The 26,721-nt window shown below is 62.5% G+C and carries 26 protein-coding genes and 1 pseudogene; 14 read left to right on the plus strand and 13 right to left on the minus strand.

What is annotated here, in order from left to right:
* Positions 1 to 55 precede the first annotated feature (55 nt).
* Positions 56 to 1,420 (minus strand): M17 family metallopeptidase, encoded by a 1,365-nt coding sequence (locus FJ977_RS28380; RefSeq protein WP_140775464.1) that lies wholly within the window; start codon positions 1,418 to 1,420, stop codon positions 56 to 58.
* A 132-nt stretch (positions 1,421 to 1,552) separates the two neighbouring features.
* On the opposite strand from FJ977_RS28380, the gene FJ977_RS28385 reads away from it, so the two are divergent.
* On the plus strand, positions 1,553 to 2,374 hold the full coding sequence (locus FJ977_RS28385) for a tetratricopeptide repeat protein (protein WP_140775465.1): 822 nt from the start codon (positions 1,553 to 1,555) through the stop codon (positions 2,372 to 2,374).
* A gap of 81 nt (positions 2,375 to 2,455) precedes the next feature.
* Here the strand turns inward: FJ977_RS28385 and FJ977_RS28390 are convergent, their stop codons facing one another.
* The 9 genes from FJ977_RS28390 to FJ977_RS28430 all read right to left on the minus strand — a co-directional run bounded on the left by FJ977_RS28390 (position 2,456) and on the right by FJ977_RS28430 (position 11,579).
* Complete coding sequence (locus tag FJ977_RS28390) at positions 2,456 to 3,481, minus strand: type II secretion system F family protein (RefSeq protein ID WP_056569991.1); 1,026 nt, start codon at positions 3,479 to 3,481, stop codon at positions 2,456 to 2,458.
* Positions 3,482 to 3,490: 9 nt separating this feature from the next.
* Positions 3,491 to 4,504, minus strand: coding sequence for a type II secretion system F family protein (locus FJ977_RS28395; RefSeq protein WP_140775466.1), 1,014 nt, complete (start codon positions 4,502 to 4,504; stop codon positions 3,491 to 3,493).
* Positions 4,505 to 4,527: 23 nt separating this feature from the next.
* Positions 4,528 to 6,030, minus strand: a complete 1,503-nt coding sequence (locus FJ977_RS28400; protein WP_140775467.1) for a CpaF family protein — start codon at positions 6,028 to 6,030, stop codon at positions 4,528 to 4,530.
* 23 nt (positions 6,031 to 6,053) lie between these two features.
* Positions 6,054 to 7,343: a CpaE family protein gene (locus tag FJ977_RS28405; RefSeq protein ID WP_140775468.1), complete on the minus strand. Its 1,290-nt coding sequence runs from the start codon at positions 7,341 to 7,343 to the stop codon at positions 6,054 to 6,056.
* A 50-nt stretch (positions 7,344 to 7,393) separates the two neighbouring features.
* Positions 7,394 to 8,131, minus strand: coding sequence for a CpaD family pilus assembly protein (locus FJ977_RS28410; protein WP_140775469.1), 738 nt, complete (start codon positions 8,129 to 8,131; stop codon positions 7,394 to 7,396).
* A gap of 14 nt (positions 8,132 to 8,145) precedes the next feature.
* Complete coding sequence (locus FJ977_RS28415) at positions 8,146 to 9,663, minus strand: type II and III secretion system protein family protein (RefSeq protein WP_140775470.1); 1,518 nt, start codon at positions 9,661 to 9,663, stop codon at positions 8,146 to 8,148.
* Positions 9,660 to 10,475, minus strand: a complete 816-nt coding sequence (gene cpaB, locus FJ977_RS28420; protein ID WP_140775471.1) for a Flp pilus assembly protein CpaB — start codon at positions 10,473 to 10,475, stop codon at positions 9,660 to 9,662. Before cpaB ends, FJ977_RS28415 begins: the two co-directional genes overlap by 4 nt.
* 222 nt (positions 10,476 to 10,697) lie before the next feature.
* Complete coding sequence (locus tag FJ977_RS28425) at positions 10,698 to 11,216, minus strand: prepilin peptidase (RefSeq protein ID WP_140775472.1); 519 nt, start codon at positions 11,214 to 11,216, stop codon at positions 10,698 to 10,700.
* Positions 11,217 to 11,402: 186 nt separating this feature from the next.
* Positions 11,403 to 11,579: a Flp family type IVb pilin gene (locus FJ977_RS28430; RefSeq protein ID WP_056569967.1), complete on the minus strand. Its 177-nt coding sequence runs from the start codon at positions 11,577 to 11,579 to the stop codon at positions 11,403 to 11,405.
* Positions 11,580 to 11,937: 358 nt separating this feature from the next.
* On the opposite strand from FJ977_RS28430, the gene FJ977_RS28435 reads away from it, so the two are divergent.
* The 3 genes from FJ977_RS28435 to FJ977_RS28445 all read left to right on the plus strand — a co-directional run bounded on the left by FJ977_RS28435 (position 11,938) and on the right by FJ977_RS28445 (position 13,748).
* Positions 11,938 to 12,360: a pilus assembly protein N-terminal domain-containing protein gene (locus FJ977_RS28435; RefSeq protein ID WP_140775473.1), complete on the plus strand. Its 423-nt coding sequence runs from the start codon at positions 11,938 to 11,940 to the stop codon at positions 12,358 to 12,360.
* A 139-nt stretch (positions 12,361 to 12,499) separates the two neighbouring features.
* Entirely contained in the window at positions 12,500 to 13,090 is a 591-nt protein-coding gene (locus FJ977_RS28440) for a TadE/TadG family type IV pilus assembly protein (RefSeq protein WP_140775474.1), read from the plus strand.
* A 34-nt stretch (positions 13,091 to 13,124) separates the two neighbouring features.
* The gene (locus FJ977_RS28445) at positions 13,125 to 13,748 is read left to right on the plus strand and encodes a TadE/TadG family type IV pilus assembly protein (protein WP_140775475.1); all 624 of its coding nucleotides are present in this window, start codon (positions 13,125 to 13,127) and stop codon (positions 13,746 to 13,748) included.
* Positions 13,749 to 13,754: 6 nt separating this feature from the next.
* Here the strand turns inward: FJ977_RS28445 and FJ977_RS28450 are convergent, their stop codons facing one another.
* On the minus strand, positions 13,755 to 14,678 hold the full coding sequence (locus FJ977_RS28450) for a phosphate/phosphite/phosphonate ABC transporter substrate-binding protein (protein WP_140775476.1): 924 nt from the start codon (positions 14,676 to 14,678) through the stop codon (positions 13,755 to 13,757).
* A 393-nt stretch (positions 14,679 to 15,071) separates the two neighbouring features.
* Here FJ977_RS28450 and FJ977_RS28455 point away from each other — a divergent pair, with 393 nt between their 5' ends.
* The 9 genes from FJ977_RS28455 to FJ977_RS28495 all read left to right on the plus strand — a co-directional run bounded on the left by FJ977_RS28455 (position 15,072) and on the right by FJ977_RS28495 (position 24,826).
* The gene (locus tag FJ977_RS28455; protein WP_140775477.1) at positions 15,072 to 16,313 is read left to right on the plus strand and encodes a phosphopentomutase; all 1,242 of its coding nucleotides are present in this window, start codon (positions 15,072 to 15,074) and stop codon (positions 16,311 to 16,313) included.
* The gene (gene mutM / locus FJ977_RS28460) at positions 16,306 to 17,196 is read left to right on the plus strand and encodes a bifunctional DNA-formamidopyrimidine glycosylase/DNA-(apurinic or apyrimidinic site) lyase (protein ID WP_140775478.1); all 891 of its coding nucleotides are present in this window, start codon (positions 16,306 to 16,308) and stop codon (positions 17,194 to 17,196) included. The genes FJ977_RS28455 and mutM overlap by 8 nt, the downstream gene beginning before the upstream one ends.
* A 94-nt stretch (positions 17,197 to 17,290) precedes the next feature.
* Entirely contained in the window at positions 17,291 to 18,064 is a 774-nt protein-coding gene (locus FJ977_RS28465) for an enoyl-CoA hydratase (RefSeq protein WP_140775479.1), read from the plus strand.
* Positions 18,065 to 18,245: 181 nt separating this feature from the next.
* Positions 18,246 to 18,512: a 30S ribosomal protein S20 gene (gene rpsT, locus FJ977_RS28470; RefSeq protein WP_056569958.1), complete on the plus strand. Its 267-nt coding sequence runs from the start codon at positions 18,246 to 18,248 to the stop codon at positions 18,510 to 18,512.
* An 852-nt stretch (positions 18,513 to 19,364) separates the two neighbouring features.
* Complete coding sequence (dnaA, locus tag FJ977_RS28475; RefSeq protein WP_140775480.1) at positions 19,365 to 20,909, plus strand: chromosomal replication initiator protein DnaA; 1,545 nt, start codon at positions 19,365 to 19,367, stop codon at positions 20,907 to 20,909.
* Between the two features lie 305 nt (positions 20,910 to 21,214).
* A complete protein-coding gene (gene dnaN / locus FJ977_RS28480) occupies positions 21,215 to 22,333 on the plus strand; it encodes a DNA polymerase III subunit beta (RefSeq protein ID WP_010913340.1) in 1,119 nt (372 codons plus the stop codon).
* A 78-nt stretch (positions 22,334 to 22,411) separates the two neighbouring features.
* Positions 22,412 to 23,551, plus strand: a complete 1,140-nt coding sequence (gene recF / locus FJ977_RS28485; protein WP_140775481.1) for a DNA replication/repair protein RecF — start codon at positions 22,412 to 22,414, stop codon at positions 23,549 to 23,551.
* Between the two features lie 31 nt (positions 23,552 to 23,582).
* Positions 23,583 to 24,335 (plus strand): molybdopterin-synthase adenylyltransferase MoeB, encoded by a 753-nt coding sequence (locus FJ977_RS28490; RefSeq protein WP_140775482.1) that lies wholly within the window; start codon positions 23,583 to 23,585, stop codon positions 24,333 to 24,335.
* Between the two features lie 14 nt (positions 24,336 to 24,349).
* On the plus strand, positions 24,350 to 24,826 hold the full coding sequence (locus FJ977_RS28495; protein ID WP_140775483.1) for a GNAT family N-acetyltransferase: 477 nt from the start codon (positions 24,350 to 24,352) through the stop codon (positions 24,824 to 24,826).
* A 32-nt stretch (positions 24,827 to 24,858) separates the two neighbouring features.
* Here FJ977_RS28495 and FJ977_RS28500 read toward each other — a convergent pair whose 3' ends face one another.
* Positions 24,859 to 25,860 carry a D-glycerate dehydrogenase gene (locus FJ977_RS28500; RefSeq protein ID WP_140775484.1) on the minus strand — a complete coding sequence of 334 codons (1,002 nt, stop codon included), beginning with the start codon at positions 25,858 to 25,860 and terminating at the stop codon, positions 24,859 to 24,861.
* A 148-nt stretch (positions 25,861 to 26,008) separates the two neighbouring features.
* Between FJ977_RS28500 and FJ977_RS28505 the strand changes: the two genes are divergently transcribed.
* Positions 26,009 to 26,569, plus strand: a complete 561-nt coding sequence (locus tag FJ977_RS28505; RefSeq protein ID WP_140775485.1) for an SH3 domain-containing protein — start codon at positions 26,009 to 26,011, stop codon at positions 26,567 to 26,569.
* Here the strand turns inward: FJ977_RS28505 and FJ977_RS28510 are convergent.
* Positions 26,559 to 26,687, minus strand: a pseudogene (locus tag FJ977_RS28510) (DUF4260 family protein); the annotation flags it as partial. The gene FJ977_RS28505 and the pseudogene FJ977_RS28510 sit on opposite strands and share 11 nt — an antisense overlap.
* Between the last annotated feature and the right edge of the window lie 34 nt (positions 26,688 to 26,721).

Below are 26,721 nucleotides of genomic sequence, written 5' to 3' on the forward strand. Positions count from 1 at the left end.
CAAATTGTTTCGGTTCCGTTTCAGTTTCGGCAATTTGCCGGCTCTGTTGACCGGCTCAGCCGAAACGATTGGAAATGATCCGCTCCAATGCCCGAATGCCTTGCGCCTCGCCGCCGGCGGGGCCGTGCGGACGGTCGGCGGGGTTCCAGGCGAAGATGTCGAAATGCGCCCAGCTCGCGGTCTTCTCGACAAAGCGCTTGAGGAACAGGGCAGCGGTGATCGAGCCGGCAAACCCGTCCGTGGTGACATTGTTGATGTCGGCGATCTTCGATGACAGTTTCGCATCGTAAGGCCGCCACAGCGGCATGCGCCACAGTGGATCCTCGACCGCGGCGGAAGCCGCGGCCAGATCCGAGGCCAGCGCCTCGTCACCGGTGTAGAAGGGCGGCAAATCGGGGCCAAGCGCGACACGGGCGGCTCCCGTCAGCGTCGCCATGTCGACCAGGAGCTGCGGCTCTTCGTCGTCGGCCAGCGCCAGCGCGTCGCCCAGCACGAGCCTCCCCTCGGCGTCCGTGTTGCCGATCTCGACCGTGATGCCCTTGCGGCTTGCCAGCACGTCGCCCGGTCGGAAAGCATTGCCGGCGATCGAATTCTCGACCGCGGGGATCAGCACCCGCAACCGCACGTTCAATCCGGCAGCCATGATCATGGAGGCCAGGCCAAGCACGTTGGCCGCGCCGCCCATGTCCTTCTTCATCAGCAGCATGCCGGATGACGGCTTGATGTCGAGGCCGCCAGTGTCGAAACAGACGCCCTTGCCGACCAGCGTCACCTTCGGCGCAGCCTTCGATCCCCATGTCATGTCGATCAGGCGCGGCGCGCCGGTCGAGGCACGGCCGACGGCATGGATCATCGGGAAATTCTGGGCGAGCAGGTCGTCACCCTTGATGACAAAGACTTCGGCTTTATGAACCCCGGCCAAGGTCCGCACCGCCATCTCCAGATCCTCCGGTCCCATGTCGCTGGTCGGCGTGTTGACCAGGTCGCGTGTCAGGAAGACGCCATCGGCGATGCGGCGAACACGCCCTGCATCGGCACCGGCCGGCAGATCGAAGCGCAGCGCCTTGCCTGACTTCTTGCCGTAGCGGGTAAAGACATAGCCGCCGAGCGCCAGCGCGATTGCCGCGAGCTCCGGCTCGGCCGGCGTCGCGGCGAAATGCCAGTCGCCTTCCGGCAGGTTTTTGGACAATACACCGAGTGCCAGCGCGCCCTCGCCGTCTCCAATGCCGAACAAGGCCCCGGCAAGCGCGCCGTTTTGGCCGGGCACGGCCAGCGTCCTGCCTGCCTCGCCGGAAAAGCCGTTGGCCCTGGCCCAGGCGATCGTGGACGGCGCAAGGCCCGCGGCTTCCAGACCGTCCCTAGCCACCAGGTGCACCGGCAACGCGCCGTCCAATTTCTTCTCGACGAGCTCGACAGGCATTCGATGTTCTCCATGCCGAACCCAAACCGAGTCGGCGTTTCTTAACTCTCCGTTAGGGTTAACAGAATATTTCTGCGGGAGGGAAGATGGCCTCGCAATGGCCGCGCGCATGAAATGGAGGCTTGGGTAGCGATGCCGACCGACCGCACAGTGAATGCCAGGGGAAAACGGCTCGTCACCACGGCCCTCATGCTGGCGCTCGCGGCGGGCGTCGCCGGCTGTGGAACCGACAAGCTCACCACCGGCTCGATCGGCCGCACCGGCGGCAAGCCGCTGGAGACCATGTCGGCGGGAGAACTTCACAGCGCCACGGCCGCCCTTGGCCAGTCCTACGCCAGGAACCCCAACGACAAGCGAATCGCGACAAACTTCGCGGCCGCGTTACAGATGGACGGCGATGCCGACCAGTCGCTTGCCGTGATGCGCAAGCTGGCGATCGCCTACCCCAAGGACCGCGACGTGCTCGCCGCCTATGGCAAGGCGCTGGCTGCCAATGGCCAGTTAGAGGCAGCGCTTGACGCCGTGCGCCGCGCGCAGACGCCGGAATATCCTGACTGGAGGCTGGTGTCGGCGGAAGCGGCCATCCTTGACCAGATCGGCCAGAAAGACGATGCGCGCCAGCTCTACCGCAAGGCCCTCGAACTCAAGCCGAACGAGCCCTCGGTTCTCTCCAATCTCGGCATGTCCTACGTACTGGAAGGGGATCTGCGCACCGCCGAGACCTATATGCGCTCGGCCGCCCAGCAGCCTGGCGCCGACAGCCGTGTGCGCCAGAACCTGGCGTTGGTCGTCGGCCTGCAGGGCCGTTTCGACGAAGCCGAGAAAATCGCCTCGCAGGAGCTCTCGCCCGAGCAGGCACAGGCCAATGTCGCCTACCTCAGGCAGATGCTGGCCCAGCAGAATGCCTGGACCCAGCTCAAGGATCAGGACAAGGCGAAGCCGGCAACCAACTGACGGCGATCTCGCCAACAAACGTTGAAAGCCGCGCTGCATGCAGCGCGGCTTTTGTCTTTGGGCGAGGATTTGCCGTGGCCTTTACTGGCTGGTCGACGCTGGCGCCCCGGAATGATCGCCGAAGATGCCGCGCTGGCTGACCTGGATGCCGGCGGGGCCCAGGATGATGGCGAAAAGCACCGGCAGGAAGAACAGGATCATCGGCACGGTGAGCTTGGGCGGCAAGGCGGCGGCCTTCTTCTCGGCGGCGTTCATGCGCATGTCGCGGCTTTCGGCGGCAAGCACGCGCAACGCGTGCGCCACGGGCGTGCCGTAGCGTTCGGCCTGGACGAGCGCCTGCGACACCGATTTGACCGATTCCAGGCCGGTGCGGCTGGCAAGATTCTCATAGGCCTGCTTGCGTTCCTGCAGATAGGAGAGCTCGGCGTTGGTGAGGATGAACTCTTCCGCCAGAGCCACCGACTGCGCGCCGATCTCGTCGGCAACCTTGCGCAACGCAGCTTCCACCGACATGCCCGACTCCACGCAGATCAGCATCAGGTCGAGCGCATCAGGCCACGCCATCTGGATCGACTGCTTGCGCTTGGTGGCGCGGTTGTTGACATAAACGACCGGTGCGTAGAAGCCGCCATAGGCAACGAGGACGCAGACGAACAGCCGCACGACCAATGGTTTGTCCGGCAAGCCTCCAAGCACGAATATGTAGACCAGGGCCAGCGCGAAGCCGACAAAAGGCAAGACGAGACGGAAGAAGAGAAATCGCGTCAGCGGGTTCTGCCCGCGAAAGCCGGCCACCTTGAGTTTCTGCAAGGTGTTCTCGTCGGCCAGCGCGCGCCGCAGGTCTAGCCGGTCGACAATGTTGCGCATGCCGATCGACTGTTGTTCACGCAGGCCTTTGCGGCGGCGATCGGCCTCGGTGGCAAGCCGCGCGCGCTGCTTGGCGCGAAGCTCATCGCGCTCGAGCGCGACCGTCTTCATGCGCGCCTTGAGTTGGTTGCCGCCAAGGGCCGGCAGCAGTGTAAAGACGGTCGCGAACACGGCGATGGCGACCAGCACCGCGATCAGAAACGCCGGATCCGTCAGTGACTTGATGACTTGTTCACTCATGCCGCGGCCCTAGACATCAAAGTTCATCATCTTGCGCATCACGAAGATGCCAATCGACATCCAGACGGCGGAAACGCCGAGGATCAGATTGCCAACACTGGTGTTGAACAGCGGCATCAGGTAGAGCGGGCTCGAAAGGTAGACCAGGAAGGCGACGATGAAGGGCAGCGCGCCGATGATGGCGGCTGATGCCTTCGCCTCCATGGACAGCGCCTGGACCTTGGCTTTCATCTTCTTGCGATCACGAAGCACGCGCGAAAGGTTGCCCAGTGCCTCGGACAGATTGCCGCCCGCCTGCGACTGGATCTGGATGACGATGCCGAAGAAACTCGCCTCGGTGCATGGCATGGTTTCGGGCATCCGCAAGGTCGCATCGGGGATCGACAGGCCCATCTGCTGCGAATCGACGATGCGGCGAAACTCGGTCTTCACCGGCTCGGGGGATTCGTTGGCGATCAGGCGCACGGCATCATTCAGCGGTAGGCCGGACTTGACCGCGCGCACGATGATGTCGAGGGCGTTTGGAAATTCGTTGAGGAATGCCTTGACGCGCCGGGCGCGGCGAAACGAGACGAACCAGCGCGGCAGGCCGAGCGCGCCGGCCAGCAGCACGCCTGGCAGGGCAAACATCGGCGCCCCGGCCATGAATGCGACCACGGTCAGCGCGAGGCCGCATATGGCGGAATAAATGTAGAAGCGCTCGATCGAAACCTTCATCCCGGCCTGCCGGATTTGCGCCTTCAGCGGCGGCTTCTTGACGGCGGTGTCCTTGGCTTTCTGCTTCTCGTCGAGCTCCTTCAGCGAATCCTGCACCGATTTACGGCGCTTGGCCGCGTCCGCCGCGCGGTCGCGAGTGGCCTTGACGATGGAACGGTCCGTCTCGGCGGACTTGATCGTTTCAAGCCGCTTGCCGGCCTGTTTCTCGTTGCTGATCTGGTTGAACAGGAATGCATAGGCGACCGCGCCGGCGCTGAAGCCGGCGAGCACGACAAACGCCAATACGGTGCCGTCAATTCCAAACATCGAGCAGAGCCCTCAACGCTACGTCAGTCAGCGCGTTTCTCCATCGCCTCGAGCGCAACGGCGAGGCGCTGCTCCTCGCCGTAATAACGGGCACGGTCCCAGAAATGCGGGCGGCCGATGCCGGTCGAGACGTGCTCGCCCAGAAGCTTGCCGTTGGCGTCCTCGCCCTTGATGTTGTAGAGGACGATATCCTGCGTGATGATGACGTCACCTTCCATCCCGATGACCTCGGTGATGTGGGTGATGCGGCGCGATCCGTCGCGCAGACGTGCCGCCTGGATGATCACGTCGATGGAGCCGACGACGATTTCGCGCACGGTTTTCTGCGGCAGCGAATAACCACCCATGGCGATCATGGATTCGATACGGTTCAGGCATTCGCGCGGACTGTTCGAGTGGATCGTTCCCATCGAGCCGTCATGGCCGGTGTTCATCGCCTGCAGAAGATCGAACACTTCGGGTCCGCGCACCTCGCCGACGATGATGCGTTCGGGCCGCATGCGCAGGCAGTTCTTGACCAGATCGCGCATCGTCACTTCGCCTTCGCCTTCGAGGTTGGGCGGGCGGGTTTCCAGGCGCACGACATGCGGCTGCTGCAGCTGCAGTTCGGCCGAGTCCTCGCAGGTGATGACGCGCTCCTCGCGGTCGATATAATTGGTCAGGCAATTGAGCAGTGTCGTCTTGCCCGAGCCGGTGCCGCCGGAGATGACGATGTTGCAGCGGACGCGGCTGATGATCTTGAGGACCTCGGCTCCCTGCGGAGAAATGGCGCCAAACTTGACCAGCTGATCGAGCGTCAGCTTGTCCTTCTTGAATTTTCGGATGGTAAGTGCCGCTCCATCGATGGAGAGCGGAGGCGCGATGACGTTGACACGGGAGCCGTCGGGAAGGCGTGCGTCGCAGATCGGGCTGGATTCATCGACACGGCGGCCGACCTGGCTGACAATGCGCTGGCAGATGTTGAGAAGCTGCTGGTTGTCGCGAAAGCGAATGCTAGTCTGTTCGACCTTGCCGTTGACTTCGATATAGACGTTCTTGGACCCGTTGACCATGATGTCGGCGATGTCGTCGCGGGCAAGCAATGGCTCGAGCGGTCCATAGCCAAGCACATCGTTGCAGATGTCATCGAGCAGCTCCTCCTGTTCGGCAATCGACATCGCGAAGTTCTTGATCGCGATGATGTCGTTGACGATGTCGCGGATTTCCTCGCGCGCGCTTTCGGGTTCGAGCTTGGCGAGCTGCGAAAGGTCGATCGTGTCGATGAGCGCCGAAAAAACCTGGCTCTTGGTGTCGTAGTAGGTCTCGCTCTTTTCGCGGCCCCGCCTCGCCTCCGGCGCGATGGGCGGCGCCTCTACCGCGCGCCGAGCCGGTGGTGCGACAGACGCGCTTGGCGGCGGTGCCGCGGCCCGGCCAAGAACCGCCGTATCCGTCGAACCCGCAGCCGGCGGCGCGGCCGGCGCCGGTGCTGGTTGGCGGAATTCCGGTGTGAACCGGTTGCCGTCGTCGTTGCCTCTTTTACCGAACATGATCGACTACCGGTTCCAAAGCATCACTTCTTGTTGCGCGAGAGCTTGCCGAGCAGGCTGCCCAGGCCAGCCTTCTTTTTCGTCCGGATTTCGCTTCGCCCGGTGAGCACATGGGCAATCTCATTGATGGTCGCGACAATCTGGTTCTTGGCATCCATTTCGCCCAGCATACGCCCGTTGTTGGCGGCATTGCCGAACAGCAAAGGATCGAAGCCGATGACCGCCATCGGCGTCAGGCTGAGCGGCTCGGCGAAATCGGACGGCGAAATTTCCGGCCGCTTGGGCACGCCGGCCTGGTTGATGATGAGCTTCGGCGGCGGGTCGTTGGGGCGCAGCCGCTTGAGCATGTCGATCAGGTTCTTGGTGTTGCGCAGATTGGCCAGCTCCGGCGTCGCCGTGATGACGATCTCGTCGGCCTTGACCAGCGTGTTCTTGGCCCAGCCCGTCCAGACATGGGGAACGTCCAGCACCAGGAGCGGTACGCTGCGCTGCGCTGTATCGACAAGCTGCGCGAAGGCATCGGGATCGAAGTCGTAGACGCGTTCCAGCGTCGAGGGCGCCGCGAGCAGCGACAAATGCTCCGCGCACTGGGTCAGCAGCCGGTCGAGATAGACTTCGTCGATGCGTTCGGGCGAAAACACCGCTTCGGCGATGCCCTGTGCCGGGTCCTGGTCGAAATTGATGTTGGCCGTGCCGAAGGCGAGGTCGAGGTCGGCAACGACGACCTCGGACTTGAACAGGGAGGACATTGCCCAGGCTACATTGTGGGCGATGGTGGAAGAGCCGACGCCGCCCTTGGCGCCGACAAAGGCCACCGAACGGCCGAGCGGTTCGGCCTCAGGGTCGACGAAAATCGACGACACGACACTGACGATGTCGGCCATCGACACCGGAGCGATGACATATTCGGAGATGCCGGAGCGGATCAGTTCGCGATAGAGACCGACGTCGTTGTAATGGCCGATAACCACCACTTTCGAGGATGGATCGCAGTGTTCCGAGAGCTGGGCGAGCTGCTCCAGCAATTGCTTGGGTTCGCTGCGCGACTCCAGCAGGATCAGGTTCGGCGTTGGTGCCGACTGATAGAATTCGATGGCCGTGGGAACGCCGCCCATATGGACCTTCAGATGCGCCTTGGTCATGCGGCGGTCCTCGCCGGCGCGCTCGACCGGATTGGCAACGCCCTCGGTCTCGCAGAATGCCTGGATCGAGATGCGGGGGACCGGCCGCAACGCCTGCATCGCGGCGATGTCCTGCGGTGAGGTGTCACCGCCGTCCACGGTGGCGTCATAGGCAAGGTTGCTCATGGTCATGCTCTTTCCGTGGCCTGTTCTTTCCGTGTCTTCTCTTTCCCAAGGGCGGCTTAGTAGGTCACTTCCGAATTGCCGAGGAATTCATTCGAAATGCCCCTGTTGCGGTAGACATCGATCACCGCGCCGCGGTTTTCCGCGTCGATGGTGCTCTGCTTGCGCGGCCCGAGCAGATCGGCCGGGTTGGCCATCTGGGCGGCGAGATTGTTCTGATAGGAGCAGCCGAAGTCGGCATAGTGCTTGTTCTCCGATGTCTCGACCAGATTGTCGGGCCAGCGTCCGCATTTGTCGGTCTGGGCTCTCACCGCGATATAGGAGACGCGAACCGGTGCCGATGCCTCGCTCGATCCAACCTGATAGGAAACCACGACGATCCGGTTGCGCTTGACGCCGCTGGCGACCGCCAGCCGGGCGAAATCGCGGCCCGCCGCCGACGCGGCGACCTGATTGGCCGATCCGCTGGGGATCTGGATCGTCAATGTCGGAGCGGCACTCTTGTCATAGCCGTCGAGGAAACCGAGCAGCGTGTCGCGCTGCGAACCGGTCATGCCACGGTCGCCGGCGCCGACAGGAAGATCGATCTTCTGGTTCTTTTCGGCGATCACGATCGGATGATTGGTGCGATAGTCGTCCGGAATGGCTCCGACGGTGATGCTGTCGCGCTGGGCGCAGCCGGCCAGCAAGGCCGTTACCGCCACCGCCAGGATCGGGAGCGCCCGCAGGCTGGTCCGCGAACGGCCGGTGCGCATCGTCGTGGCGATGCTCCTTGTGTTCAACGCTGACTGAGACATGTCCGCTTCCCCATTCACTTGTAGATGAAGCCGACAACGCCGTGGTACCGGCCGTTGGGCTTGTCGGTCTGCATGGTGCCGTAGACGCGATTGACCTTGCCAAGGAACATGGCGGCACCATCGCTGGCAGGGTTGAAATTGTCGTCCGGCTTGGCGAGATCGTTGCGTGCCACCGGCTTCGCCAGATAGGGCGTGATGATGATCACCAGCTCGGTCTCATTGCGCACGAAATCTCTGCTGCGGAAAAGCGCGCCGAGCACGGGGATCTTCGTCAATCCAGGCAAGCCGTTGACGGCCTGCCTGACATCGTCGCGAACCAGGCCGGCGATCATCATGGAGCCACCCGAGGGCAGTTCAACCGTCGTATCGGCAAGGCGCTTGCGCAGTGACAGTGCGTTCATGCCGATACTCTTATTGTCCGTGGAGGCCGACACGGACCCCTCGGTTGTCGGTTCGGAAACCGAGGTTCTGACTTTCAGGCTTATGCGACCGGGCGACAGAACCACCGGCTGGAATTCCAGGCCGATGCCGTACTCGATCTTGTCGACCGTATAGGTCTTCAGACCGGTCTGGTTGTCACTGGATACGTTCTGGGAGACGCTGCTCACCATGTTGTATTCGCCACCGACCTTGAAGGTCGCCTTCTCGCCGGATACGGCGGTCAAGGTTGGCTCGGCCAAGGTCTTCATGACCCCGGATTGCTCCATTGCGTTGATATAGGACTGCAGCCCCGACGCACTGATACTGAGGCCCGCGTTCGACAGCGGCTTGCCGAGACCCGCGAAAGGGTCACTGAGCGCGCCGTAGCTGATGCCGTTGCTGCCGCCACTGCCGACCATGTTGACGCCGAGCTGTTTCATCACGGACCGGCTGACTTCAGCGACGGTCACTTTCAGCGTGACCTGGTCGTCACCGATGATCTGCAGGAGATTGACGATCTTCGAGACGCGTCGTTCCTGATCTGGGTTGTTGATGTCGACACCGCTCTGGGCCGAGCCGCCGGCAGCGGTCTGCGAATATTGACCCGTCGTCGCTTCACCGCCCGAGACGAAGATCGTCGCCAGGTCGACCGCTCGCTTCGCATCCAGCGGCGTATCGACCGTTCCAGTCAGGACGACGTTGTCGTTCAGCAGTTCCACCTTGATGGCCGAGGTTGGAAGGAAGCGCTTGATGTAGCCCTCCAGGCCGGCAACGTCGCGTTCGACGGCCAGATCCAGGCTGGCGATCTGTTCGCCGTTCGGACCGAAGACGAAGATGTTGGTCTCGCCGACCGACTTGCCGAACAGGTAGATACGCCTTGCGGTGCGGGTCACCGCATCGGCGACGCTCGGGTTGGCGACAAGAATGTCGTAGGCATCGCTCGGCAAGTCTATGACCACCGATTTGTTGAGGCCCAGCTTGACGCGCTGCGTGGCTGTCGTAGCCGTCACCTGCGTACTCTTCGCCTCGACAACGCCCTGCACATTCGTTCCGACGAGCAGCAGGCCGAATGCCGCGGCTGCGATTGCCGGCAGTTTACCGCTTAGCCTCATTTCCTTGCCCCTACTTCGGAAACTTCACCCGACTTGATCAATCTCACCGTTCCCTTGCGGCCATTGCCGGAAACGAGATAGTCGGCCTCGTCCACATTCTTTTCCTGGGTGTCCGTGATCGCCCGCAGCGCCAGCGTCAGGCGATCGGCCATCTGCTGGGCAACGGTGATGATCTCCGCCTGTTTGGGCGTGAGCTCCAGCGTGGCGGTCTGGCCGACCCTGGTCTTCTTGCCCTCCTCATCCTCCTGGATGGTCTGGTCGATTGCCAGGACGCGGATGTTCTTGAGGATGGTTTCAGTGTTGAAACCGGTGCTGCCGCTGTTCGCATCGGCCCTTCGCGTCATGATGACGTCGACAAAATCGTTTGGAAGGATGAAGCCGCCTGCCGACGTATCGGCCGATATGGTGGTGGCGACCGCCCGCATCCCGGAAGGCAGGATGGACGACATGAAGCTCTGCCCCTCGCCGATCAGCTTGGAACGCCGCACGGGCTCACCCGCGTACATCGGCACACGGGCAATCGACCCCTTCAATTTGTCCAGGGCGTCGGGAGCGGTTGCCTTGGTGATGAAATTCGCGTTGACGCCGTCGGCCGGCCAGGATTGCCAGGAGATGTTGTTCTGAAGCGCGTTGCCCATAGCGACATCTCCAGAGAGCACAAGCACGTCCTGCAGGGGTACGGCAGGAGCCTGGGGACCCGAATCGACGACGATCTGGGGCGGCGGCGCGGCGACCATGTTTTTTGCGACATAGCCAGCGCCACCTGCCGCAGCCACCGCCACGCTCAGAATAATCAGTCGGGATGCTGGCATCTGTCCGAACCCTCGCCCTTGGCAAACCACCTAGCCAAGCCGGACTTTGCAGCGGCAATCGTCAAAACAAGGTTAATGCAATGCTTACGATCGTGATTAATTTAAAGTTTACATAAATTAGCTGGATCGCCCCGCCACGGATGCAAAAGAGGGCCCTGGCCCTCCGGAGCTTTCCAAAGCCGGTCGGGCAACCCGATCAAGGTGACGGAATTCAGATCGCGTTCAGCTCGCCAGCCTTGCCAGCGCCCACACCATCAAGGGCGAATCCGGATAGGTCAGCAGTCCGCCCAGACCGAGCGCGATCCCATAGGGCACCCCGGTCGTATCATCCGCGAAATGACGCAGGAATGGATTGCGTCCGGTAATCACCGCCAGCGGCGACTTCCGATAGACGAGAATGGCAAGCGTCAGCAGGCCGCCGATCATTGTCGAGACAACAAGGTATTCGACGAGATGGATGTTCAACCCCATCCACACGGCCGTGGCGGCGAGCAGTTTGGCATCGCCTCCACCCATGCCACCCATTGCGAACAGGCCGAACGTCACGGCAAGGACCAGGGCGCCGGCGGCGAAATGCCAACCGTAGGCTGCCCATTCCATACCTGTCAGCGGCGCAACCAGCGCAAAGACGACGACAAGCAGCACTGACACGCGATTGGCAATTGTCATCGACAGCATGTCGGAGATCGCGGCAAACAGCATGCAGAACGGAAAGACGACGAAGATCAGGGCTTCAAGCATCGGCGCTCATGCCTATTGTCAGAATTCCAAGGGGCTCAATCTAGGCTCGTTCGATTAACGATTGATGAGGCCCGAAACGAAAAGATGGCTGGTATCGGCAGCGACGTGGACGAACAGAATAAAACAGGGGCCGCCATGTGGCGGCCCCTGTCTGGAACGCTATCGGAGCGTTCAACAATAAGCAGATCAGCTGCCGCTGCTGTTCAGGGTGCTTCCGATGGAAGTGAACTTGGCGTTGATCGCATTGCCGAGTGCGCCGGCGCCGGTGATGATGGCGAGCGCGATGAGAGCGGCGATCAGACCATATTCGATAGCGGTCGCGCCGGATTCGTCCTTCACGAAACGTGCAAAAAGATTAGACATTCGAGAGCTCCTACTCCACGTGTTACAGCACTTCCGTCAACTTCTGTGGTGGTTGATCGGATGCTTGCCAATCTAGGGAGAAGCTCTTTCGATCGGCTTAATAAACAGCCTTACCGATTCCTTTCCCGGCTCGAACGGAGTGCTTGGTTAACTCCATGCTAAGCGCCGGCTAAAGTACCGTTCCCCAGGCCAACGCCGCAAAGGGCAAGGGCTTAAGGAATCTTGCGACCCAGGGCGGATCTGACCATGCGGGCAGCCGTGCCGATCGCCATATCCGGCACCAGCAAGCCGGCTTAACCGTTGGTTCACCAATCTCGTTCATGTTCCGTTGAACAGTTTGCTTGCTTGGAGCGCCTCGATGGCCGTGCAGAGATCCTCAATCCTGATTGCCGTGCTTCTTGCCGCCACGAGCCTGGTCACGCCAGCCAGAGCCGGCGCCGATATAGAAGTCACCATGAATCAGGCCAAGATCGTGAAGCTGTCGCGCCCCGCCGACACAATCGTCGTCGGCAATCCGGCAATCGCCGATGCCTCCGTCCAGGATGCCTCGACGATCGTGCTCACCGGCAAGGGTTTCGGTGTCACCAATCTCGTCGTTCTCGACCAGGACGGCAGCCCGATCGTCGACGCCCAGGTTACCGTCGTGCGGCAGGCAGCCTCGTCGGTTCGCATCTATCGGCGTGCCGAGGTCCAAACCATGTCTTGCACGCCTTATTGCGAGAGCTCCTACAAGAGCGAGGCCGAAAAATCCTCCGAAGCCGAAATGAACGTCAGCAGATAGGCTGCACGGCCCCGGCGGTCGTCCAGGTTACCGGCCAGTTAAGACGCTAGCGCCGACTTTAACGATCATTCAAACCGGACCTCAATTGGTTTGCGCTAATACACCTGTCAGGACCGTCCAGGGATGGCAGGAACAGGGCATGGGCAACGAATTCGGCTCGACAGGTCAGCACAAGGTGGAGCGCGCCAGGTCTTTCAGGCGCTTCGTACGCGACCGGCGTGGCAGCACGGCGCTGGAATTCGCGCTGCTCGCATTGCCGTTCGCCCTCCTTGTGTTCGCCATCCTTGAAAGTTGCATCTCTTTTGCCGGCCAGGAGGTGATGGCCAACATCACCGACGATGTCGCGCGCCAGTTGCGCACGGGGCAGTTGAAGCCGGCCGATGTCGCGGGAACCAAATTGACGACCCTGATCTGCGGCAGACTGCAGATCATCGTCTCCACGGATTGCCCCGACCAGTTGCTCGTCGACCTCCGCCAATATTCGACTTTCGCCGACGCGGCCCTGGCGAGCTTCAAGATCGCTGGCGGCAAAGTCGTTTTGATGCAAGGCACCACCCAGCAGGATTTCGCGAACTCGCCAGGTCCGGCGGAATCGAGAAACATGCTGCGGGTCTTCTACGCATGGCCTGTGGTGACCGATCTGATGGCCAAGTCGATGGCCAATCTGAGCGGTGGCAGGACGCTGCATTTTGCGTCGATCACCTGGCAGAACGAACCGTTCGACAATTGAGTTCGAAGACGCCAACAAGAAAAAAGGCAATGCCATGATGCGTGCGGGGGCACATCTGAGATTTGCGGGAGCCTGGGGAAAGCTGGTTCGATTCTCGTCCAATCGCAAGGGCGTGGCGGCGGTCGAATTCGCCCTTATCGTGCCTATCCTGCTGGTCATGTACTTCATGACCATGGAGGCTTCGCAGGCCATCGAGACCAGCAAGAAGGTCAGCCGCATCGGCAGCATGGTTGCCGACCTCGTCACGCAGCAGCCGACCATCGTCAAGGCGGATCTCGACGCCATCATGCAAATCGGCACCTCGACCATCCAGCCCTACAACCGCTCGACGCCGAACATCACCATCACCGCGATACAGGTCACCACCGATACGCCACCCAAGGTGAACGTGGTGTGGTCGCGCAAGGTGCTCAATGGCGTCAATAGCGTCGGCGCCACCGCAGGCACGGCCACTACGGTTCCGGCAACGCTCAAGGTCGCCGGTACCTTCCTCATCCGCGTCGAGAGCAACCTCGCCTATTCGCCAATTATCAACTGGCAGCCGGACACCCAACAAAAGCTTGGACTGACCCAATCCCTGACCACGACGATCCCGATGGGCGAGACCTACTATCTGCGCCCGCGCAGGAGCCTGACGATCCCCTGCAGCGATTGCTGAAGACTTCTACTGCTGCCCACCATCAGCCGACACCAGGCGCACGATGGCCTCCGCCGTCGCATAGTCCTTTGGGGCAACGGTCAAAAAGCCGCCGGAGTGTTTCGATTCCAGAAGATCGTAGACATCCGGCGTCGTCGATTTGAGGTTGGTGAGGAAGACGGTCAGCCGGCGCTTGGCTTCCGGGTCGAGATCGCTGCGTACGGCATGGGGACCGTATCTCAGCAAGCCCGACGTCCACACGACTTGAAATGCCGACGGCGCAAGGCCGGCCTCTTCCAACCTTGCCTGCGTGCCGTCAGACAACAATGGCTGGCCGTCGGCCGTCGCCGTCACCCAACCGAACAAAGCGTCAGCCTGGCCATCGAAGAGCATTTTTTCCGCCGCGGACGCCGAATCGGCATGGACCAGAAACGGTGAATCTTCAGCGACCTTGACGTGTTCGGCAGCCAGCCCCGCCAGCGGCAAAAGCGAACCTCCGACGCTGTCCGGCGGCGGCATGGCGATCCGGTGCGTCTCCATCGCCGCCAGGTCGGGCAGTTTGCCGTCCCTGGTCAGCAGCACGGAGCGGATGCCGGCCGCGCCGTCGGAATCGACCGGAGCCACAAGCGGCTCGATGCATCCACAACGCTGCAGCGCCGTCGCGTAGGCCGTCGCCGAATAGATGGCATATTCGATCCGGGCATTGGCCTGCGCCTCGATCAGTGCCGCATAATCGTGCGCCACGACGAACTCCACCTTCATGCCAAGCGCATTGGTAAAGGATTGCGTCAACAGCGCCAGCCCCGGAACGGTGTTGCCGGCGCCAGGCTCGGCGACGATACCGATGCGAAACGTGCCGATATCATCGCGCCAGTCGGCCCGCGCCGGACCACACCAAAGCGCCCCGTGCACGGCTACAAGGGCAGCGCATGCCTTCCGCATGGCATTCATGACAAGACCGTCCTGCGTTTTCTTCGATCCATATCCACTGCCCGCTGCGCGCGACACTTTACATTCTGGATTGAGCTTGTCGTTGCCCCAAAACCGCTGCGCACTTTTGGGCGACATGGACTCTTAGGTTTGTTCATGTCGTTACCCCAAAACCGCAACGCACTTTTGGGCGACATTCACTCTGAGTCTGTTCATGTCGTTACCCCAAAACCGCAACGCACTTTTGGGCGACATTCACTCTGAGTCTGTTCATGTCGTTGCCCCAAAACCGCTGCGCACTTTTGGGCGACATTCACTGGACTATCGCGCCAAGCCGTTGCCGTTTGGTTTCCGAATTGCCAATGCCGCCGTGGAACCCTATGTCTGGGCGTCAAAACTGGCGATAATGACCCGATGGCGCGTGCTTTCCTCTTTGTCCTGGATTCTTTCGGCATCGGTGGCGCGGCCGATGCCGAACGCTATGGCGACGCCGGCGCCAACACGCTCGCGCATATCGCTGAAGCTTGCGCCGAAGGGCGCGCGGATCGCGAGCGGCTTCGACAAGGGCCGCTGTTTGTCCCCCACATGGCATCGCTCGGACTTGGCAAGGCAGCCGAGACGGCGACAGGACTGGCTTTCGCCCATTTCGGGACGGATCTGCTCGCCAATGCCTTCCATGGCGCGGCGCAGGAAGTTTCGAGCGGCAAGGACACCCCGTCCGGCCACTGGGAGATCGCGGGCCTGCCGGTGCGTTTCGACTGGGGTTATTTCCCGAATACGGTCCCAGCCTTTCCGGCTGATCTGACCGCTGCGATGATCCGCGAGGGCGAGGTTTCAGGGATCCTCGGCAACTGCCATGCGCCGGGCACCGAAATCATCGAACGGTTCGGCGAGGAGCACATCCGCACCGGCAAGCCGATCTGCTACACCTCCGTCGACTCGGTCCTGCAGATCGCCGCGCATGAAGTCCATTTCGGGTTGGAGCGGCTTTATGAATTCTGTCAGGTCGTGCGCCGTCTGGTTGATCCGCTCAGAATCGGGCGCGTGATCGCACGGCCGTTCGTCGGTGAAACCGCCGCGACCTTCGAACGGACGTACAATCGCCACGACTATGCCGTGCCGCCACCGGAGCCGACCTTGCTCGACCGGCTGACCGCGCGGGGGAGTCGCGTCATCGCCGTCGGCAAGATCGGCGACATCTTCGCGCATCGCGGGATTTCAGAGGTGCGCAAGGCCGCCGGCAACATGGCCATGTTCGACAAGGCGCTCGGCGCGATGGACGATGCCGGCGATGGCGATCTCGTTTTTGCCAATTTCGTCGATTTCGACACAGAATTCGGTCATCGCCGCGATGTCGCCGGCTATGCCGCCGCGCTCGAGGCCTTCGACCGGCGGCTGCCGGAAGCACTCGCAAGGCTGCGGCAGGGCGACCTTCTCATCCTGACGGCCGACCACGGCAATGATCCGACCTGGCGTGGGACCGATCATACGCGTGAACGTATACCGGTGATCGGCACGGGACCCGGTTTGAGGGGGGGCGACATCGGACTGAGAACAACATTCGCCGATATCGGCGAGACCGTCGCCGAACACCTCGGGCTGACGCCCGGCCGCCACGGCACCTCTTTCCATGCGATGATTGGCGGCCATGCCTGAATTGCCCGAAGTCGAAACGGTCCGGCGCGGCCTGCAGCCTGTCCTGGAAGGTGCCCGTCTGACCCGGGTCGAGGCGCGACGGCCGGATCTGCGGTTTCCCTTTCCCGAACGGTTTTCGGAACGACTGACCGGCAGGACGATCACGGCGCTTGGCCGCCGCGCCAAATATCTGACCATGCACGTGCAGGACGGCCCGCTGCTGATCTGCCATCTCGGCATGTCGGGCTCCTTTCGTATCGAGACAGACGATGACAGCGACACACCAGGCGTGTTCCACCACGAACGCTCGAAAAGCACGGTGCACGACCATGTCGTGTTCCATGTGGTCTCCGCCGCCGGTGCGCTGTCGCGCGTAATCTTCAACGACCCGCGCCGCTTCGGTTTCATGCTGTTTGCGGAAGGATCGCCGGAGACGCATCCGATGCTGGCCGGGCTGGGGGTCGAGCCCACGGGCAATACGCTGGACGGAGTGCTGCTCGCCTCGTTGCTGAAAGGCCGCAGATCGCCGCTCAAGGCAGCACTTCTCGACCAGAGGCTGATCGCGGGACTTGGCAATATCTATGTCTCGGAGGCGCTTTGGCGTGCCGGCCTGTCGCCCTTGCGCGAGGCGGGCACCATCGCCAAGCCGGGCAAGAAGGCCAGGGAACAGAGCGAACGCCTGGCCGAGGCGATCCGCTCGGTCATATCCGATGCCATCGCCGCCGGAGGGTCGTCGCTGCGCGACTACGTGCACACCGACGGATCGCTGGGCTACTTCCAGCACTCCTTCGCCGTCTACGACCGCGAGGGGCAGCCCTGCCCGAAACCCGGCTGCGGCGGTCACATCGAGCGTATCGTGCAGAGCGGACGCTCGACCTTCTATTGCCGGACGTGCCAGAGCTGAGTTAGTGAACAGTTTTCCCGGGAGGCGCATGGCGCTTTCGCTTGGGAATTGCGTCAAAACAAAGAGATAGACCGGATCGCGAGGAGAAGCAGCCATGGCCTATGAAACGATCATCACCGAGACGCGCGGCAAGGTCGGACTGATCACGCTGAACCGGCCAAAGGCGCTCAATGCGCTGAATTCCCAGATCCTCGCCGAACTCGTCTCAGCCGTGAACGGTTTCGGCGCCGACCCCGGCATTGGCGCCATGGTTGTTACCGGCTCCGACAAGGCCTTTGCCGCCGGGGCCGACATCAAGGAGATGCAGGCGATCTCCTATGTGGACGCCTACAGCCAGGACTTCTTCGTCGGATGGGAAGAGTTCACGCGGGCGCGCAAGCCGATCATTGCGGCGGTGGCCGGCTATGCCCTGGGTGGCGGGTGCGAACTGGCGATGATGTGCGATTTCATCATTGCCGCCGACACGGCAAAATTCGGCCAGCCCGAAATCACGCTCGGCGTCATTCCCGGCATGGGCGGGTCGCAACGCCTGACCCGGTTCGTCGGCAAGTCGAAGGCGATGGATATGTGCCTGACCGGACGGATGATGGATGCAGCGGAAGCCGAGCGCTCAGGCCTGGTGTCGCGGGTCGTGCCTGCCGGCGAACTCCTCGAGGAGGCGATCAAGGCGGCGGCCAAGATCGCCGATTTCTCGCTGCCGTCGGTGATGATGGCCAAGGAAGCCGTCAACCGCTCCTACGAGACGACGCTGGCGGAGGGATTGCGGTTCGAACGCCGTCTGTTCCATTCGCTTTTCGCGCTCGAAGACCAGAAGGAAGGCATGGCGGCTTTCGCCGAAAAGCGGAAGCCGAATTTCACCAATCGGTAAAGCGTTGCCGGCCGACGATCGAAACCCTGGGGCGGCGACCAAAAAGAACGCCGGGCAGCGTTGACGCGCCGGAAAAGCTGAACTATAAGCCGCACCAACCGAGGCGGCCCCGTGGCTGCCCGTTTGTTTTTTGCGCCCTGCGGCATGCCGCGTGCGCCGACCAGATCAGAAGAGAGGCATCATGGCCAACACATCCTCGGCCAAAAAGGCAACGCGCAAGATCGTCCGCCGCGCAGCGATCAACAAGAACCGCCGCTCGCGCGTGCGCACCTATGTCCGCCAGGTCGAGGAAGCACTCGCTTCCGGCGACAAGGCCGCCGCACAGGCCGCCTTCAAGGCCGCCGAGCCGGAATTGATGCGCGCCGCGACCAAGGGCGTCATCCACAAGAACACAGCGTCCCGCAAGGTGTCGCGCTTGGCCCAGCGCCTCAAGGTGTTGTCTGCCTGACATCGCCTTTTCAGACTGATCTTCTGTAAAACCCGGCCGATCACGCCGGGTTTTTTCGTTTGCCGGCAAGCACTTAAAAAGAATACTCGGAAACGGTGGTCAAAGCGGATTCCAAGCTTCGAAATGCTTTGCCGGCACATGCATGTCCGCTGATGGTTGGCACGCTTGAAAAGCATCCGCTTAAGAATTCTTAATTCTCATAAATAAGCATTATTTTTCAAATAGTTACCTGCGGTCGTCCACAGCTTGTCCACAGCACCCCGGGGAGGTGGGAGGACAACTGGCTGTCAAGCAAATTATTTCAGAATATTTCGCGCCGGCCCGTCTTTTTCATATTCGCCGGAAAAGGGTTTGAATCACAATGGCTTTGTCAAAATACACCGCCGTGGCATGGCGCTCCGACGCGCCCGAGGTAACCAGATTCCTTAAAAATCCGTTAGACGTGGCCTTGCCCTATCCACAGCGATTTCGGTAATGTCGATCCATCGAAAGGGACGGGCCTCTGGGCCCTTAACCCAGCCTGACGCGGCCAGCTTAAATTGGCGGGATTTGCGACGCGGATCAAGTCCGCGGATGGGTTTGGTTTGCTCTTTTTCGATACGGTAGGGGACTGGCGTAACTAGACATGGCAGGTCGACGGCGCGCCGGCGTTTTCGCCGGACGGTGTTGTATTGCCCTGAGATACCCAACGCGGACTGGCTTCCATGGGCCGGCACCGGTTCCCTCAGACAATGGGCGATGTTCACTGCCAGCGGCGGCAGCGGACGTCGTAGCAAAGCGCAGTCGCTGGAAGAAGGATGCAGGAGGCGCATCCCCGGCGGAAAAACAGGTACAAAAACAAGGAACTCGATCATGCAGAGCGGCATCGAAAGGGAGCTTACGGGCGACCTCCCATTTCCTGGAACTTTGATCGGAGCAAACGAGATGGCGGTCTCCAGCGATGCGGAACAGAAGTTCGACCGGGTCAAGACCCAGTTGAAGGCGCGCCTGGGGGCTGAAGTCTATTCGAGCTGGTTCGGCCGGATGAAGGTCGCGGAGGCATCCAAGGGCATTGTCCGCATCTCGGTGCCCACCGCGTTCCTGCGCTCGTGGATCAACGGCCACTATCTCGACCTCATCTCCGAGCTGTGGAAGCAGGAGGATGCCGATCTCCTCAAGATCGAGATCGTGGTGCGCACGGCCACCCGCCAGGGACGCAGCCATGCGGAACCGGAATTGGCCCCGGCACGCAAGATGACACGGCAGACGCAAACGGCATTGGCCGCCGGCACCGTGAGCCCCGGCAGGGTGGAACGCCCGCCGGTGCCGCGTCCGGGCGCCGCGACAGAGAGCGAGTTCCGCCACAATGTGCTGGGATCCCCGCTCGACCCGCGCTACACGTTCGGTTCCTTCATCGAAGGCCCGTCGAACCGGGTGGCTTTCGCCGCCGCCAAGGCCGTGGCGGAATCGCAGTCGAGCGCAGTGCGCTTCAATCCGCTTTTCCTGCACGCGACTGTCGGGCTCGGCAAGACCCATCTGCTGCAGGCCATCGCGGCGGAATCGCTGAAGCAGAATCCCAAGTCGCGCGTCGTCTATCTCACCGCCGAATATTTCATGTGGCGCTTCGCCACGGCGATCCGCGACAACAATGCGCTGACGCTCAAGGAACAGCTGCGCGACATCGACCTGTTGATCATCGACGACATGCAGTTCCTGCAGGGCAAGTCGATCCAGCATGAATTCTGCCATTTGATCAACATGCTGCTCGACAGCGCCAAGCAAGTCGTTGTCGCCGCCGACCGGCCGCCGTCGGAGCTGGAATCGCTCGAGCCGCGAGTCCGCTCGCGCCTCAATGGCGGCGTCGCGCTCGAAATGTCGGCGCCTGACTTCGCCATGCGCCTCGGCATGCTCAAGCTGCGCCTGGCCACGGCCCGGGTTGACGACGCGTCGCTCGACATTTCAGACGAAATCCTCAATCACGTCGCCCGCACCGTGACCGGCAGCGGACGCGAACTGGAAGGCGCGTTCAATCAGCTGCTGTTCCGCCAGTCGTTCGAGCCGCAGATCACCATCGACCGCATCGACGAGATCCTCGGCCATATCTATCGCACCGGCGAGCCGAAGCGGGTTCGCATCGAGGACATCCAGCGCATCGTGGCGCGCCACTACAATGTCTCGAAGACGGAGTTGCTGTCCAACCGGCGCACGCGCACCATCGTCAAGCCGCGGCAGGTCGCCATGTACCTGTCGAAGGTGATGACGCCGCGCTCGCTGCCCGAAATCGGACGGCGCTTTGGCGGCCGTGACCACACCACGGTGCTGCACGCCGTGCGCAAGATCGAGGACCTGTCCGGCAACGACAACACGCTGGCGCAGGAACTCGAGCTGCTGCGGCGGCTGATCAACGACCAGGCCTGAACGGACCGGGACAGGCAAGCCAGAACCGCGCCGGAATTCAATGGCTTGCCTGCTCCGTGGTCGCGATTAAATTGGCTCGCGGCACTGGCTGGTGGCGATCCGGATTCCGGATTCAGCACCCTGCCCGGCGGTCTTCGCGGCCTTTATCCCCAGAAAGCCCGCGCAGCCGCCCGGAACCGGCGGCGCGGGCTTGCGTTTGCTGGCTTTTTCCTGTCAGTTTACGCAGATTCTGAGCCTGTTCAGACCTTTCGCGGGGCGCCGCCAGCCGGAGACCCGCTCATCCTTTCAAGCGAGCCTGTTTCGTCATGCGTGTTATCCTGGAACGGTCAAATCTCCTGAAGTCGCTCAACCACGTCCATCGCGTGGTCGAACGGCGCAACACGATACCGATCCTGTCCAATGTGCTGCTCAGCGCCGAGGGCGCCAGCCTCGAAATGAAGGCGACCGACCTCGATCTGGAGGTGACGGAAGCGACGCCCGCCAAGGTCGAGCGCGGCGGCGCGACGACGGTTCCGGCGCACCTGCTCTACGACATCGTGCGCAAACTCTCGGACGGCGCCGAGGTGATGCTGAAGACGGATGAAGACGGCAACGCCATGACGGTGACGTCGGGCCGATCGAGCTTCCGCCTGCAATGCCTGCCGCAATCCGATTTCCCCGAGCTCTCCGCCGGATCCTTCTCGCATATCTTCCGGCTCGACTCGGTTGCCCTGAAGGGGCTGATCGAGAAGACGCAATTCGCCATTTCCACCGAGGAAACGCGCTACTATCTCAACGGCATCTACCTGCACACGCATGAAGTCGGCGGCAAGCTGAAGCTGCGCTCGGTGGCCACCGACGGCCACCGTCTGGCGCGCGCCGAAATCGATGCGCCGGCGGGCTCCGAGGGCATGCCGGGCATCATCATTCCGCGCAAGACGGTGAGCGAGCTGCAGAAGCTGGTCGACGACCCGGATGTCGCCGTGACGACCGAACTGTCCGACACCAAGATCCGCTTCACCATCGGCAGCGTGGTGCTGACCTCGAAGCTGATCGACGGCACCTTCCCCGATTATCAGCGGGTGATTCCAACCGGCAATGACAAGAAGCTGATCCTCGACCGCCAGAGTTTTGCCGCCGCGGTCGACCGCGTCTCGACCATCTCCTCCGAACGCGGCCGCGCGGTGAAGCTTTCGATCAGCGAAGGCCAGGTGACACTTGCGGTCAACAACCCGGATTCAGGCAGTGCCACCGAGGAACTGGCCGCCGACTATTCGTCCGACCCGATCGAGATCGGCTTCAACGCCAAATATCTGCTCGATGTCGCCGCGCAGCTGACCGGCACGGAAGCCAAATTCATGCTGGCCGATGCCGGTTCGCCGACACTGATCCACGACATGGCCGACGAGACCGCGCTTTACGTGCTGATGCCGATGCGGGTATAGCCGGCGCTTCATCATCGGTCCGGTTCTGCGGCGGGACCCGCAGCGACAACAATGGCGACTTCTACAGGCGGATAGCGGTTGCCGGCACAAACTCATATAAGTAAGCTTACACTTACTAATTTTCGCAACTATGCGGCGCTGACGATCGATCTCGCCCCTGGGCCCGTGGTCTTTTCCGGCGACAACGGCGCCGGCAAGACCAACCTCCTTGAAGCGATTTCCTTTTTAACGCCTGGGCGCGGCCTGCGCCGTGCGCCCTATGCCGATGTCGCACGCGAGGGCGGCGATGGCGGCTTTGCGCTGCACGCCCGTCTCGACGGGCCTGACGGCCAGGTCGAGATCGGCACGGGCATTTCCGGCGGTGAGGGCGAAGGCGGCAGGCGGGTTCGCATCAACGGCGCGACCGCGAGATCGGCCGAAGACATGCTGGAATGGCTGCGAGTGGTGTGGCTGACGCCGGCCATGGACGCGCTGTTCACCGGACCGGCCGCGGATCGCCGACGCTTTCTTGACCGGCTGGTGCTGGCAATCGATCCCGGCCATGGGCAGCGGGCGCTCGACTACGAAAAGGCGATGCGCGGCCGTAACCGATTGCTGACGGATGGGTCTCGGGACGACCGCTGGTTCGAAGCGATCGAGATACAGATGGCCGAAACCGGCGTCGCCATTGCGGCGGCGCGCGCCGAACTGGTGCGCCTGCTCGCCGCCATGATCGACAGGCTGCCCGACACCGGACCGTTCCCGCAGGCCGACATCAGCCTCTCCGGCGATCTGGAAACCGAAGTTTCCGCCGCGCCGGCAGTCGATGTCGAGGAACGGTTCCGACGGGCGCTCGCCGACGGCCGCGATCGTGACCGCGCCGCCGGACGAACGCTCGAAGGGCCGCACCGTTCCGATCTCCTGGTGAGACACAGGCCCAAGGCGATGCCGGCCGAACTCTGTTCCACCGGCGAGCAGAAGGCACTGCTGGTCGGCATCGTCTTGTCACATGCCCGGCTGACCGGCGAGATGTCGGGCCTGACGCCGATCCTGCTGCTCGACGAGATTGCCGCTCATCTCGACGGCGGGCGGCGGGCGGCGCTGTTTTCGATCCTCGAGGAGTTGAACTGCCAGGCCTTCATGACGGGTACCGATGCCGCGCTGTTTTCCAGCCTGCAGGGCCGCGCGCAGTTCCTGACCGTCGACCACGGCACGGTTGGGCCAACCGAAGGCTCCTGACAAGGTTTTTCAGCCGCTATATGGTCCTGACATGACCACCGCGCTCACCTCCGACGAAATCGAACGCTATGCCCGCCACATCGTGCTGCCCGAGGTCGGCGGCCCGGGCCAGCAGAGGCTCAAGCAAGCACGGGTTCTGGTGATCGGCGCCGGCGGGCTGGGCGCGCCGGTGCTCGAATATCTCGCGGCCGCCGGCGTCGGCACGCTCGGCATCATCGACGACGACACCGTGTCGCTGTCCAATCTGCAACGCCAGGTCATCCATGGCACCGATACGGTCGGCATGCTGAAAACCGAGAGCGCAAAGGCGGCGATCGCCCGTATCAATCCCAACACCGCGGTCGAGACCCACACAGTCCGGCTGAGCGCGGAGAACGCCCCTGCCCTTGTCGCCCGCTATGACATCGTGGTCGACGGTTCCGACAATTTCGAGACCCGTTATACGGTGGCCGATGCTTGCGCGGGCGCGCGCAAACCGCTGGTGCATGCCGCTGTCGGTCGCTTCGACGGCTCGGTGACGGTGCTGAAGCCCTTCGAGAACGGCAAGGATGGCAAGCCGAACCCGGGCTATCGCGATCTCTTTCCGGAAGCTCCACCGCCGGGCCTCGTGCCGTCCTGCGCCGAGGCCGGGGTGCTTGGCGCGCTGACCGGCGTCGTCGGAACGCTGCAGGCGATGGAGGCGATCAAGCTGATAACCGGTATCGGCGAGCCGCTGGTCGGCAGGCTGTTGCTCTATGATGCGCTGGCCGCACGCTTCGAAACGATCCGCTACGCCAGGCGCTGACCTTGACGCAAACGATGCCGCTTTCCATCGACCGCATTTCGATCGGCTTCAACCGCTGGGACGAGGTGCTTGCCCTGATCATGCGTGCCTTCGCCTTCATGGATGGCGTTATCGACCCGCCATCCTCCGCTCATCTGCTCACCGTAGACACACTGCGCGACAAGGCCGGGCGGGAGACCGGTTTGGTGGCCTTCGACGGCGCCAGGATCGTCGGCTGCGTCTTTGCTCTTGAAAGGGCAGATGATTTCTACGTCGGCAAGCTCGCCGTCGACCCGGACTGCCAGGGGCAAGGCATTGGCCGGCGGCTGATGCGGGCGGTCGAACTGCTCGCGCTCGACCACGGCAAGGTGGCACTGGAGTTGCAGACACGGATAGAACTCACTGCCAACCATGCCGCCTTTGCCCGCCTCGGCTTCCACGAGACCGAACGGACGGCGCATGACGGCTACACCAGGCCGACCTCGATCACCATGCGCAAGGACCTTTCGTAAGTTTTGGCTTTCGCTTGAATACGGCGAGCCGATCAGGTCCTGAGCGGCAGCACGCGGTCCGGCGGGCGGTGGCCATCGACGAATGCCCGGATATTGATGATGACCTTCTCGCCCATGTCGATGCGGCCTTCGAGCGTCGCCGAGCCCATATGCGGGAGAAGCACGACCTTGTTCCTGGCGGCGAGCTTGAGCAGCTTGGCATTGAGCGCCGGCTCGTGCTCGTAGACGTCGAGGCCGGCGCCGGCGATCTTGCCGTCCTGGATCAGCTTGACCAGCGCTTCCTCGTCGATGATGTCGCCGCGCGCGGTGTTCACGACATAGGCCGTGGGCTGCAGCAGAGCCAGGCGCCGTGCCGACAGAAGATGGAAAGTCGCCGGCGTCGACGGACAATTGACCGAGATGATGTCCATGCGGGCCAGCATCTGGTCGAGGCTTTCCCAATAGGTCGCCTCAAGCCCGTCCTCGACAGCCGGCAGGACACGATGGCGGTTGTGGTAGTGGATGGAGAGGCCGAAGGCCTTGGCGCGCCGAGCGACGGCCGTGCCGATACGCCCCATGCCGACAATACCGAGGCGCTTGCCCCAGATACGCCGGCCAAGCATCCAGGTCGGCGACCAGCCCGCCCATTTCTTGTCGCCGGTGAGCACATTGGCGCCTTCCGCGAGCCGTCGCGGCACCGCCAGCATCAGCGCCATGGTCATGTCGGCGGTGTCTTCGGTGAGCACATTCGGCGTGTTGGTGACGGTGATGCCCTTCTTGGCCGCCGCCGCCACGTCGATCTTGTCGACGCCGTTGCCGAAATTGGCGATGAGCTTGAGGTTGTCGCCGGCCTGGGCGATCAGCGCCGCGTCAATCTGGTCGGTCACCGTCGGCACCAGCACGTCGGCCTCCTTGACGGCGGCAACCAGTTCCGGCTGCGTCATCGGCCTGTCCTCGACATTCAGCCTCGCGTCGAACAGCTCGCGCATGCGGGTCTCGACCGGGTCGGGGAGCTTTCGCGTGATGACCACGAGAGGCTTCTTTTTGCCTGGCATTGTTTCCCTCGTTGAGACCTCTTTAACCAAGACCGGCGAAACTGAAAGCCGGTCGCGGTAGCCGATTTACCCATGTAACAAGCGGTGCCGCCGAAGACAAAGAAAAAGGGGCGCCGAGGTCACCGGGCCAGCGCCGAAAGGAACGAAAGTGTCTGGTTTCGCGTCGCTTCGCCTGACCCTCAGCGCAGCATTTCTCGGCGCTCTCCTCTATTCCCCGCTCGCCGCGGCGCAGAGCGCGGCCGCACCAGCCCAGAGCGCCGTCACGCTCGGGCCTAGCGGCCTGCCATTGCCGCGATTCGTCAGCCTGAAATCCGGACGCGTCAACTCGCGCGTCGGCCCCGGCGCCAATTATTCGGTCGACTGGATGTATATGAAGGCAGGGCTGCCGATGGAGATCATCCAGGAGTTCGATACGTGGCGCCGCGTGCGCGATGCCGACGGTTCGGAAGGCTGGATCAACCAGTCGCTGCTGTCAGGCCGGCGTACCGCGATCATCGCGCCCTGGCAGCGCGGCAAGGGCGCCCAGATCAATCTTCTGCGCAGCCCCGACAAGGATGCCAGCGTGGTGGCGATCGTCGAGCCGGGCGTCATGGGCACGATCAAGTCCTGCGACGGCCAATGGTGCGAAATGACGCTCGACGGCCATACTGGCTGGCTCGCCCAGGCGGCAGTCTGGGGCGCCTATCCCGGCGAGCGGGTCAAGGACTGAGGTCGTTCCGTCCGTGGCCGATACGGCCGAGATGGGTATCCTGAAAACCGGTTGACAGTTTCAGGCCATGGCCCGATGCGCGGTCGATGGCGAAGTGGGCGGTCCAGAGGGCCGCCACGACAGCCGATTCGAGCCGGATTGTCAGATTGTTC

This window comes from Mesorhizobium sp. B2-1-3A (genome assembly GCF_006442655.1).
GTDB lineage: Bacteria > Pseudomonadota > Alphaproteobacteria > Rhizobiales > Rhizobiaceae > Mesorhizobium.